12 protein-coding genes are annotated in these 10,766 nt (G+C 71.6%); 2 read left to right on the forward strand and 10 right to left on the reverse strand.

From position 1 onward, the window contains the following. Positions 1–15: 15 nt before the first annotated feature. From AOK24_RS16080 to AOK24_RS16085, 3 genes are all read right to left on the reverse strand, one after another. On the reverse strand, positions 16–678 hold the full coding sequence (locus AOK24_RS16080; protein ID WP_055720765.1) for a TetR/AcrR family transcriptional regulator: 663 nt from the start codon (positions 676–678) through the stop codon (positions 16–18). Positions 679–784: 106 nt separating this feature from the next. Next, complete coding sequence (locus AOK24_RS47545; protein WP_107103969.1) at positions 785–925, reverse strand: SCO1431 family membrane protein; 141 nt, start codon at positions 923–925, stop codon at positions 785–787. A 46-nt stretch (positions 926–971) separates the two neighbouring features. Next, a complete protein-coding gene (locus AOK24_RS16085) occupies positions 972–2,309 on the reverse strand; it encodes a peptidase C39 family protein (protein ID WP_055720766.1) in 1,338 nt (445 codons plus the stop codon). Positions 2,310–2,445: 136 nt separating this feature from the next. On the opposite strand from AOK24_RS16085, the gene AOK24_RS16090 reads away from it, so the two are divergent. Together AOK24_RS16090 and AOK24_RS16095 are read left to right on the forward strand one after the other, a co-directional pair. Further along, complete coding sequence (locus AOK24_RS16090; RefSeq protein ID WP_206191209.1) at positions 2,446–3,048, forward strand: uridine kinase family protein; 603 nt, start codon at positions 2,446–2,448, stop codon at positions 3,046–3,048. A 450-nt stretch (positions 3,049–3,498) separates the two neighbouring features. Continuing rightward, positions 3,499–5,361: an AAA family ATPase gene (locus tag AOK24_RS16095; protein WP_055720767.1), complete on the forward strand. Its 1,863-nt coding sequence runs from the start codon at positions 3,499–3,501 to the stop codon at positions 5,359–5,361. Between the two features lie 42 nt (positions 5,362–5,403). Here AOK24_RS16095 and AOK24_RS16100 read toward each other — a convergent pair whose 3' ends face one another. The 7 genes from AOK24_RS16100 to ribA form a co-directional block, all read right to left on the reverse strand. Next, on the reverse strand, positions 5,404–6,450 hold the full coding sequence (locus AOK24_RS16100; RefSeq protein ID WP_055720768.1) for a hemolysin family protein: 1,047 nt from the start codon (positions 6,448–6,450) through the stop codon (positions 5,404–5,406). Between the two features lie 37 nt (positions 6,451–6,487). Beyond that, positions 6,488–7,813: a hemolysin family protein gene (locus tag AOK24_RS16105; protein WP_055720769.1), complete on the reverse strand. Its 1,326-nt coding sequence runs from the start codon at positions 7,811–7,813 to the stop codon at positions 6,488–6,490. Positions 7,814–8,026: 213 nt separating this feature from the next. Then, the gene (locus tag AOK24_RS16110; protein WP_055720770.1) at positions 8,027–8,467 is read right to left on the reverse strand and encodes a PH domain-containing protein; all 441 of its coding nucleotides are present in this window, start codon (positions 8,465–8,467) and stop codon (positions 8,027–8,029) included. Between the two features lie 11 nt (positions 8,468–8,478). After that, a complete protein-coding gene (hisG, locus tag AOK24_RS16115; RefSeq protein WP_055720771.1) occupies positions 8,479–9,327 on the reverse strand; it encodes an ATP phosphoribosyltransferase in 849 nt (282 codons plus the stop codon). Between the two features lie 47 nt (positions 9,328–9,374). Continuing rightward, entirely contained in the window at positions 9,375–9,647 is a 273-nt protein-coding gene (locus tag AOK24_RS16120) for a phosphoribosyl-ATP diphosphatase (RefSeq protein ID WP_010357964.1), read from the reverse strand. A gap of 33 nt (positions 9,648–9,680) precedes the next feature. Further along, positions 9,681–10,166: a 6,7-dimethyl-8-ribityllumazine synthase gene (ribH, locus tag AOK24_RS16125; protein WP_055720772.1), complete on the reverse strand. Its 486-nt coding sequence runs from the start codon at positions 10,164–10,166 to the stop codon at positions 9,681–9,683. After that, the coding region (gene ribA, locus AOK24_RS16130) for a GTP cyclohydrolase II (protein WP_063799458.1) at positions 10,163–10,766 on the reverse strand (604 nt) is incomplete at its 5' end. The genes ribA and ribH, both read right to left, overlap by 4 nt.

Below are 10,766 nucleotides of genomic sequence, written 5' to 3' on the forward strand. Positions count from 1 at the left end.
CCCCCCGTTGCTCCCTCACCCCTCCCGCCGGGCCTCCTGCGGCGTCGGGTATCCCGCGTCCAGTTCCTCGATCGAGCGGAACACCCCGCCCAGCGTCTTCACGAGCAACTCCCGCATGTCGTCCCGGGAGAGGGGGTTGTCCCGGTCGATCCAGTCGAGTGCGGCGCCCTCGACGCTGCACACCCAGGACAGCAGCCCCATCCGGGCGAGCGGCGCGATGTCGGTGCGGCCGTACGCGCCCTCGGCGATGGTCGCGACGATCGCCTCGCGCACCCCGTCCCGGATGCCGTGCACCTCGGCGTCGAAGCCGACTCCGCCGCTGACGATCGTGCGGTAGGCGGCCTGGTTGTGCTCGGCGTAGCGCAGGTAGCTGTCGATCGTGCGGTGGACGCGGTCCACCTGGGGCAGTTCGATGCCGCTCGCGGCGAAGGTGACCAGGTCGGCGACGGAGTCCTGGATGATCGCCAGGTAGTAGCCGCGCTTGGACTGGAAGTAGTAGTAGATCAGCCCCTTGGCGACGTGCGCCTGGCGCGCGATGTCGTCCATCGACAGCGCGTCGTAGGACGTGTCGGCGAACAACTTCCGCCCGATGGAGATGAGTTCGGCGCGGCGCGCCAACGAGCGTTCGGTGCCGCGGGCCTTGGGACGGGCGGCGTCGCGCTGTGCACTGATGTTCAATACTCGACCCTGGTCTCGGGCTGTGGCGGGACCACCGCAGTATGTCAGGTCAAGCGTGGGTCAGGTCACACCGGTCGGCGCATCCGGCATAATCCACCGGCACGTGTCACAGGAGGCCGAGCTGGGTCACGAGCATCGCGACGACCGCGACGAGGACCCAGCCGAGGGCGTGTTCGAGGACCTTCGGGCCGTCTTCACGAGGGCCGCCGGTGCGGACCTGGGCGGCGGTGGCAGAGTTCGCTGTCATTCGTCCACCTTGCCATCGTTCAGGGCTTTTGCCGCCGAGAGCTTGCTCACACGGTGACGCCGACCGCCGCGAGGGCCGCGCGCTGCCGTCCGTCGGGCCGCGCGGGGAAGTACAGGTAGCAGACTCCCCCGCTGCCGGAGGCGACCTTGCCCTCGGCGTCGTACCGCTTGGTACGCAGCCAGATGTTCTCCCACTCGCGCCGCGGATAGACCCGCCGCACGGCCTGATCCGTGGGCGAGGCAGGGTCGTTGGCGATGACGTCCCCGTCCGGCGTGAACCCGATCACCGTCATCAGGTGGCCCGCCGTCCCGTACCCGGCGCCGGTCAGCTCCTCCTTCCTGAACGACTGCGAGGTGATCGCCGGGATACCGGCCGCGATCAGGGTCTCCAGGTCGGTGAGGGAGGTCAGCCGGGTGACGACGGACCGGAGTCCGGCGTACGTGGCCGCGTAGGCGGCGTTGAAGGGCCAGTTGCCGCAGCCCTCGTACTGGAAGTCGTAGGTGTGGCGGGCGGCGTGGCAGACCTGGGGGTCGGTGAACGCCGGGTCCACCCAGGCGAGTTGCTCGGCGGTGGGGCGCCCGCCCCAGTACTCGACGATCATCTGCGAGGAGGTCGGGCTGCACCAGGCCTCGCCGCCGCCGTCGTACTGCGGGTACTGGCCCCGGTGGAGGTCCTGGGAGTAGCGCGGGACGATCAACTCCCGTGCCAGGCCGGGGGTCGAGGCCGGGACGGTGAAGCGGTCGGGTACGTCGGAGCCCATCGCGCCCGCGCGCCAGACCGTCGGGGTGAGACGGGTGCCCGGTCTGCGGTGGAGGGTCAGGCGCAGGCGGCAGGCGGCGAGGCGCGGGCCGCTCGCGGGGTCGTCGATCGCGAGGGTGTCCGTCCAGACGGTGCTGCGGCCGTCCTTCTGGCCGTCGACGGAGGTCCGCCTGATGTCCTGGTCGCCGGCGGCCCAGCGGCCCATGACGTACCAGGGGGTCGCCGTGCCGTCGGAGTACGTGCAGGTCAGCTCGGTCTGGAGCCAGGTGCCCGGCGGGGTGTCGGCGTTCCAGGAGGCGATCACCTCGGTGGCGGGCACGGCGAACCGGTACGCCGGCGAGGTCCAGGTCGCGTACTCCCAGTCGGCGGTGGTCCCGGTGTGCGGGTCGGTGTACGGCGCGGTGCCGGCCGGGTCGCCGATCACGAGGCCGGCTCCCTCTCCCCCGTACCCCCCGGCCACGGCGGTCCCGTCCGCTTCCCCCGCGCACCAGTCCCCGTGCGACGTCCACCCCCGGAAGTCGACCGTGCGCGGCGGGGGCGGGGACGCGGCGGCCGTCACGGTCGTGGCGGCGGTGACGACGGCCGCGAGGACGGTCCGGCGGGACGGCTGCTCGGCGTTGCTCATGGGACGGCACCCCCGGGGATTCGGCGGACTGTCCGCCCACTATGACCCCGCGCGTGCGCACTGTCCGGCACCGACATGGGCGCGACCTAGACTGACCTCGCCCTTTCCCGTTCCCCTGCGACGCACAGGACCCGCCATCCATCAGCTCGCCGCCCTCCTGCGTGACCTCCCGCCGTCCTGCGGGCCGGTGCGGCTGGTCGGGGTGGACGGGCACGCGGGGTCGGGGAAGTCGACGTTCGCCGGGTGGCTGGCCGGGGAGCTGGGCGGGGCGCCGGTGCTGCGGATCGACGACGTCGCGAGCCACGAGGAGCTGTTCGGCTGGACGGAGCGGGTGCTGACGCGGGTCGTCGGGCCGTTCCGGCGGGGAGAGGACGCCTCGTACGCGCCGTACGACTGGCGGGCGCGGGCCTTCGGGCCGTCCCGGGTGCTGCCCGCGGCGCCCGTGGTGCTGGTCGAGGGCGTCGGGGCCGGGCGGCGGGCGCTGCGGCCGTATCTCGCGGCGGTGTTGTGGATGGAGATGGGCCGCGCGAGCGCCTGGGCGCGGGGGCGGGCGCGGGACGGGGCGGAGCAGCGGGAGTTCTGGGACGGCTGGGTCGAAGCGGAGCGGGCGCATTTCGCCGAAGACCCCACACGACCTTCCGCGAATCTCCTGGTACGGCAGACAACCGAGGGGTACGAGGTGCTGCCGGGGCCTGCGGGAGCGCTTGGTCCGTACCGGGATGTCACACAGGGTAGTTAAACGCCCATGTTGTGGTGAAACGGTGAAGGGTCTTGCGGACGAATGCGCCTCACTGCTTCAACTCGGCTTGACCGAGGGGCCGTACAGGACTTACGTTCTCAATGTGCGGCATTCGAAGCCGCCCGAAGACGCGAAGCCCCCGGTTGTTCCCCCGTGATCGGGGGCTTCGTTCTGTCCTCCCCCGGTCCGTGAGCCTCTTCTCCGGCCATGGAACGGCCCCTTCCGCTCACCCAGGGTCACCGTTCCGGATGCGCCCCATCTGCTCCCACCTCGTCAAACGTCCGGTGCGGCACCCTACGGCCGACCCCTCCCACGCGGGTACGATGCCCTCGGTGCGACCTACCGGCGGATGCTCTCAACTCCGGTCTGATGCACAGCGGTTCGGCTCTGGCGGTCGGCGGGCGACGGCCCACCGGCCATCCGACGGGGGCACGGTTTGTGGGGGACGTGATGGATTTCGGCACCCGGGGCCCCGACGCCCCGGCCGACCTCGCCTGGCTGCGAGGCGTGGACGCCTACACGATGGGCGCCTATCCGCAGGCCGAGGAGGAGTTCCGCACCGCCGTGCGGATCGACCCCGGCATGGCCGACGGCTGGCTCGGCCTGCACGCGCTGCGCGTCGACACGACGACCGCGCTGCTGCGGATGTTCCGGCACCGCGACCGCTTCGGCGAACAGCGCACCCGGCACCGCCGGACCCTCAACTCCTGGTACTGGCTGGGCTGGTGGGTGCAGCCCGTGCTGGAGAGCCCGCGCGATCTGCTGCTCGCGCACGCCTCGCACTGGCTCGACGGACGCCATGTCCCCGAACTGGACCGGGCGCTCGCCGGACTGCCGCCCGTCGACACCGACCACCAGGTGCGGTTCCTGCACGCCTGCCGGGCCTATCTGGTCAAGGACTGGGAGCAGTTGACCCGCCACACCGACCCGCTGCTCGACGATCCGCTGCTCGGCATCGAGGCGGGACTGTTCGGCGGGATGGCCCGCGTCCGGCTCGAAATGTACGGCCAGGCCGAGCCGTTGCTGTCCACCGCGCTCATGCGCTGCCGCAGCGAACAGCCCCAGCGCAAGGAACTGCGCTACTGGCTCGCCCGCGCGCACGAGGGCACCGGGCGCTCCGCCGCCGCCCTCCCCCTCTACCGCGCCGTCCACCGCGTCGACGCCGCGTTCATGGACACGTCCGCGCGGCTCGCCGCGATCGCCGAGGGCGACGGGTACGACGACTCCGCCGACCTCGCCGCGATCACCCTCACCGGGTTCGGGCAGGACAGCGTCGATGCCGCCGACGGGTTCGATCCGCTGTTCGGCACGGAGGGGCGCGACCTCAAGCTCACCGACCCCGGTGACCTGCCGCCCGTCGTGCCGCTGCCGCCCGTCGGGGAGTCCGGGGTGCGGGAGAAAGCCGTCGCCTCCTCGCTGCCGCCCGGGCCCGCCGACCCCGTCTTACTTGAGGAAGCGCTCGCCGAACTGGAGCGCATGGTCGGGCTCGAACCCGTGAAACGGCAGGTCAAGGCGCTCTCCGCGCAGCTCAACATGGCCCGGCTGCGCGCCGGTCAGGGGCTGCCCGTGCAGCCGCCGAAACGACACTTCGTCTTCTCCGGGCCCTCCGGCACCGGCAAGACCACCGTCGCGCGCATCCTCGGGCGGGTCTTCTACGCGCTCGGGCTCCTCGGCGGCGATCACCTCGTCGAGGCCCAGCGCGCCGACCTCGTCGGGGAGTACCTCGGGCAGACCGCCGTCAAGGCCAACGAACTCATCGACTCCGCGCTCGGGGGCGTCCTCTTCGTCGACGAGGCGTACTCGCTCTCCAACTCCGGGTACGGCAAAGGGGACGCGTACGGGGACGAGGCCCTCCAGGTGCTGCTGAAGCGCGCCGAGGACAACCGGGATCACCTCGTCGTCATCCTCGCGGGGTACCCGGAGGGGATGGACCGGCTCCTCGCGGCGAACCCCGGGCTGTCGTCCCGGTTCACCTCGCGCGTCGACTTCCCCTCCTACCGGCCGCTCGAACTCACCTCCATCGGCGAGGTGCTGGCGGCGGAGAACGGGGACGTGTGGGACGAGGAGGCCCTCGACGAGCTGCGCTCCATCGCCGGGCACGTGGTGGAGCAGGGGTGGATCGACGAGCTGGGCAACGGGCGGTTCCTGCGGACGCTGTACGAGAAGAGCTGCGCGTACCGGGATCTGCGGCTGTCGATGTACACGGGGGCGCTGTCGCGGGACGACCTGGCGACGCTGCGGCTGGCGGATCTGATGCAGGCGTATGGGGAAGTGCTGTCGGGGCGCGGGCCCCAGGACCCTTCGGCCATGTGAGACCCGCGCCCCTAAAGAACGGGGCGCGGGTCCCTGCCTGCATCAGACGGCCAGCGCCTGCTGCGGTGAGTCCCGGTGCGCCGGGTCCGTCACCTCGCCCACCAGCATCTCCAGGACGTCCTCCAGCGCCACCAGCCCCAGCACCTTCCCCGAGCCGTCCGCGACCTGGGCCAGGTGCGTGGCCGCTCGGCGCATCACCGTCAGGGCGTCGTCCAGGGGGAGTTCGGAGCGCAGGGTCGTCATCGGGCGCCACAGGTGCTGGGGGACCGCGCGTTCCGAGTCCTCCAGGTCCAGGACGTCCTTGATGTGCAGGTAGCCCATGAAGGCGCCGTTCTCGGCGGCTATCGGGAAGCGGGAGTAGCCCGTGCGGGCCGTCAGGGCGACGATCTCGCCCGGGGTGACCGCCGGGGTCACCGTCACCAGCGCCTCGCGTTTCAGGAGGACGTCCGTGATCGGGCGGGAGCCCAACTCCAGGGCGTCTTCGAGGCGTTCACGTTCCTCCGGGTCGAGGAGGCCCGCTTGGCCGGAGTCTTCGAGGAGGCGGTTGAGCTGCTCGCTCGTCACCACCGCCTCGACCTCGTCCTTGGGCTCGACGTGGAAGAGGCGCAGGATGCCCTGGGCGACCGCGCCGAGCGCGATCGTGACCGGCTTGCACAGGCGCGCGAACCACACCAGGCCGGGGCTCAGCCAGAGCGCCGCCTTCTCGGGGGCGGCCATCGCGAGGTTCTTCGGGACCATCTCGCCGATGACGAGGTGGAAGAAGACGACCGCCGCCAGCGCGATGACGTACCCGAGGGGGTGGATCATGCCGTGCGGGAGGTGGATCGCCTCGAAGACCGGCTCCAGGAGGTGCGCGACGGTCGGTTCGGCGACCGCGCCCAGGGTCAGCGAGCAGACGGTGATCCCGAACTGGGCCGCCGCCATCATCTGGGGCAGCCGCTCAAGCCCGTACAGCACCTGCCGGGCCCGCGCCGTGCCCAGCGGTTCGATCTGGGAGCGGCGTACGGAGACGAGCGCGAACTCGGCGCCGACGAAGAAGCCGTTGGCGAGCACGAGGAGCCCGGCGAAGAGGAGTTGCAGGAGGCTCATCGGACGGCCTCCGGGGAGACGCGGACACGACCGGAACTCATCGCGCCACCTCCACGACGACGCCCGTACGCACCACGCGCACCCGCTCGGCCCGGTAGTGGCCCACCCGGCGCACCGACAGGCGCCAGCCGGGGAGTTCCGCGCGGTCGCCGACGGCGGGGATGCGGCCGAGGAGGTCGGCGACGAGGCCGGCGACCGTCTCGTACGGCCCTTCGGGGACCGTGAGGCCTATGCGCTGGAGGGTGTCGACGCGGCAGCTGCCGTCGACGTCCCAGGCGGGCCGTCCGTCCTCGGGCGGGGCGGCGGCGAGTTCGGGGGTGTCCTGGCCGTCGTGCTCGTCGCGGACCTCGCCGACGATCTCCTCGACGATGTCCTCCAGGGTGACCACCCCGGCCGTGCCGCCGTACTCGTCGACGACGACGGCGATGGGCTGCTCGCTGCGCAGCCGGGCCAGCAGGGGCTGGACGGGGAGGGTCTCGGGGACCAGGAGGGCGGGGCGGGCGATGCGGCTCGCCGGGGTGCGCAGCCGGTCGTGGACCGGCACGGCGAGCGCGTCCTTCAGGTGGGCCATGCCGACGATCTCGTCGATCTTCTCGCGGTAGACGGGGAAGCGGGACAGGCCGGTCGCGCGGGTCAGGTTGACGACGTCCTCGGCGGTGGCCGACGCCTGGAGGGCGCTGACCTTCACGCGGGGCGTCATCACGTGCTGCGCGGTCAGCTCGGCCAGGGACAGGGTGCGGACGAACAGGTCGGCCGTGTCCTGCTCCAGGGCGCCCGCCTGCGCGGAGTGCCGGGCCAGGGAGACCAGTTCACCGGGGGTGCGGGCCGAGGCCAGCTCGTCGGTGGGCTCGACGCCGAGGGCCCGCACGAGACGGTTGGCCACGGTGTTCAGGGCGGCGATCACCGGGCGGAAGAGCCGGGAGAACGCGTGCTGCGGGCCGGCGACGAACCGCGCGACCTGGAGCGGCTTGGACACCGCCCAGTTCTTCGGCACGAGTTCGCCGATGACCATCTGGACGGCCGAGGCCAGCAGCATGCCCACGACGACGGCGACACCGGAGACGGCGCCCTCGGGCACGCCGACCGCCGTGAACGGGCCGTCGAGGAGCTCCGCGAGGGCCGGTTCGGCGAGCATGCCGACGACGAGGGACGTGATGGTGATGCCGAGCTGGGTGCCGGAGAGCTGGAAGGAGAGCTCCTTCAGCGACTCCACGACCGTACGGGCGCGCTTGTCGCCCTCGGCGGCGGCCTTCTCGGCGTCCGGGCGCTCCACGGTGACGAGCCCGAACTCCGCGGCCACGAAGAAGCCGTTGGCCAGGATCAGGACGAACGCGGCCGTCAGGAGCAGCAGGGGGGTGGTCATGATGCCGCCGCCTCCGGGGTGAGGGGGAAGGGGGCGGCGCAGGTACTACAGGACGATCCGTCCATTGCCGGAGGGAGTCACTCCTCGGATAGCAGGTGGCCCCCGCCCGCCGGGGCGCGGTACGGCGGGGGCGGAGACGCATGGGAGAGTCTCCGCCACCAGATTAATCAAGACAGGGGCCTCAGCGGCAGGCCCGGCGGCCCGGATGTCGTCCTAGGAGGTTTCCGGGTCCCGGATCGAGCGGGCGTCGGCCAGTGCGCGCAGGGCGCTCGCGTCGGTGATGGCCTGCTTCTTGTCGAAGCCCGGCTGGATGCCGAGCGCGGGCAGGCTGGTGCCGTCGCTGAGGTTCAGGAACACCCACGGGTCGCCCGGACGGAGGTTGACCTGGAGGATCTCCGCCCAGTCCAGGCGCCTGCGGGACACGATGTTGACGACGGTGACCCCGGCCTCGTCGGCGACGACGCGCACCCGCGAGAGCAGCGCGAGGACCCAGAAGACGAGGCCGCCGGTGACGATGAAGCTGAGCCGCTCCCCCGGGCCGAGCTGTTCGAGCAGCAGGGCCACGGCGGAGATGGTGAGGAAGATCATCACACCGGAGCCGAGCAGCACCGCGCGGGTGCGGCCGGGCCGGAAAATGACGGGCAGTTCAGGCATCGCAGGGTCCCTCAGAGCCGGCAGGCGTGGATGGCCGTCGTGAGGATCGCGCGCGCGCCGATGTCGTACAGGTCGTCCATGATGCGCTGCGCCTCCTTGGTGGGGACCATCGCGCGGACGGCGACCCAGCCCTCGTTGTGCAGCGGGGAGACCGTCGGGGACTCCAGTCCTGGGGTGAGCGCGACGGCCTTCTCCAGCTGCTCGACGCGGCAGTCGTAGTCCATCATCACGTACGTCCGGGCGACCAGGACGCCCTGGAGGCGGCGCAGGAACTGCTGGACCTTGGGGTCCTCGGTGTCGGCGCCGGTGCGGCGGATCACGACCGCCTCGGACTTCATGATCGGCTCGCCGAAGACTTCGAGTCCCGCGTTGCGCAGCGACGTCCCGGTCTCGACGACGTCGGCGATGACCTCGGCGACACCCAGCTCGATCGCGGTCTCGACGGCGCCGTCGAGGTGGACGACGGAGGCGTCGATGCCGTTGTCGGCGAAGTACTTGGCGACGATCCCCTCGTACGAGGTGGCGACCGTCTTGCCGTTCAGGTCCGCCACGCTCGCGGCCGTGCCGGGCTTGGCGGCGAAGCGGAACGTGGAGCGGGCGAAGCCGAGCGGGAGGATGACCTCCGCGCTCGCGCCCGAGTCGACGAGGAGGTCCTCGCCGGTGAGGCCGATGTCGAGGCGGCCGGAGGAGACGTAGATCGCGATGTCGCGGGGGCGGAGGTAGAACAGCTCCACCTCGTTGACCGGGTCGACGACCCGCAGCTCCTTCGACTCGCGGCGCTGCTGGTAGCCGGCCTCATGCAGCATGTCCGCCGCAGGGCCGGAGAGGGAACCCTTGTTGGGGACGGCGATGCGCAGCATGAGGTCGGCTTCCTTCTGTGTGAGCGGGATTGTCGGAAAGCGGGTTTCTACAGGTGGCTGTAGACGTCGTCCAGCGAGATTCCGCGGGCGACCATCATCACCTGGACGTGGTAGAGGAGTTGAGAGATCTCCTCGGCCGCGGCGTCCTTGCTCTCGTACTCGGCTGCCATCCAGACCTCGGCGGCCTCCTCGACGACCTTCTTGCCGATGGCGTGGACGCCCTTCTCGACGAGTTCGGCGGTGCGGGAGGTGGCGGGGTCGCCGGTGGCGGCCTTCTGCTGGAGCTCGGTGAACAGCTCCTCGAACGTCTTCTTGGACATGGTGAGGTCACTCTAGCCCGATGCTCTTTCGGCTCAGTGCCACGGTTCGGATACTGAGCGCAGGACGGCCGCCGTCGCGAGCGCCGCGGTCACCGCCTCGTGGCCCTTGTCCTCGTTCGAGCCCTCCAGGCCGGCCCGGTCCAGGGCCTGGTCCTCGGTGTCGCAGGTGAGCAGGCCGAAGCCGACGGGGACGCCGGTCTCCACGGAGACCTGGGCGAGACCCTGGGTGACGCCCTGGCAGACGTACTCGAAGTGGGGGGTGCCGCCGCGGATGACGACGCCGAGCGCCACGATCGCGTCGTAGCCGCGGCCCGCGAGGACCTTCGCGGCGACGGGGAGCTCCCAGCTGCCCGGGACCCGGATCAGGGTCGGCTCGTCGATGCCGAGGTCGCGCAGGGCGCGCAGGGCGCCGTCCACCAGGCCGTCCATCACCTTCTCGTGCCACTGCGCCGCGACGACGGCGACCCGCAGGTCACCCACATTGCGTACGGACAGCTCCGGTGCGCCCTTGCCGCTCACTTCTCTCCTCCGGTCGTTCCCTGGTCGCCGCCGGCCGCTTCCAGCCAGGGCAGGTCGTGTCCCATCCGGTCCCGCTTCGCGCGCAGGTACCGGATGTTGTGCTCGCCGGCCTGCACGGGGGCCGGTTCCCGGCCGCTCACGGTCAGGCCGTACCGGGCGAGCGCGGCGGTCTTCTCGGGGTTGTTGGTCATCAGGCGTACGGTGCGCACGCCGAGGTCGGCGAGGATGCGCGCGCCGGCGCCGTAGTCCCGGGCGTCGGCGGGCAGCCCCAGCTCCAGGTTGGCGTCCAGGGTGTCGTGGCCCTGCTCCTGCAACTCGTACGCCCGCAGCTTGGGCAGCAGGCCGATCCCGCGCCCCTCGTGCCCGCGCAGGTACACGACGACTCCCCGGCCCTCCTCCCGGACGCGCTTCAGCGACGCCTCCAGCTGGGGCCCGCAGTCGCAGCGCCGCGAGCCGAAGACGTCACCGGTGAGGCACTCCGAGTGGAGGCGGACCAGTACGTCGTGGCCGTCGCCGATCTCGCCGTGCACGAGGGCGATGTGCTCGATGCCGTCGGCGGCCCGGTAGCCGTACGCGGTGAAGGTGCCGTGGGGGGTGGGG

Origin of the sequence: Streptomyces niveiscabiei (genome assembly GCF_001419795.1) — a bacterium.
GTDB classification, from domain to species: domain Bacteria; phylum Actinomycetota; class Actinomycetes; order Streptomycetales; family Streptomycetaceae; genus Streptomyces; species Streptomyces niveiscabiei.

Coding starts and splice junctions, on each gene's coding strand:
- AOK24_RS16085 (WP_055720766.1), bottom strand. CDS start 2,309: ATGAGCAACGCCGAGCAGCCGTCCCGCCGGACCGTCCTCGCGGCCGTC.
- AOK24_RS16105 (WP_055720769.1), bottom strand. CDS start 7,813: ATGACCACCCCCCTGCTGCTCCTGACGGCCGCGTTCGTCCTGATCCTG.
- hisG (WP_055720771.1), bottom strand. CDS start 9,327: ATGCTGCGCATCGCCGTCCCCAACAAGGGTTCCCTCTCCGGCCCTGCG.
- AOK24_RS47545 (WP_107103969.1), bottom strand. CDS start 925: ATGACAGCGAACTCTGCCACCGCCGCCCAGGTCCGCACCGGCGGCCCT.
- AOK24_RS16100 (WP_055720768.1), bottom strand. CDS start 6,450: ATGAGCCTCCTGCAACTCCTCTTCGCCGGGCTCCTCGTGCTCGCCAAC.
- AOK24_RS16095 (WP_055720767.1), top strand. CDS start 3,499: ATGGATTTCGGCACCCGGGGCCCCGACGCCCCGGCCGACCTCGCCTGG.
- AOK24_RS16110 (WP_055720770.1), bottom strand. CDS start 8,467: ATGCCTGAACTGCCCGTCATTTTCCGGCCCGGCCGCACCCGCGCGGTG.
- AOK24_RS16120 (WP_010357964.1), bottom strand. CDS start 9,647: ATGTCCAAGAAGACGTTCGAGGAGCTGTTCACCGAGCTCCAGCAGAAG.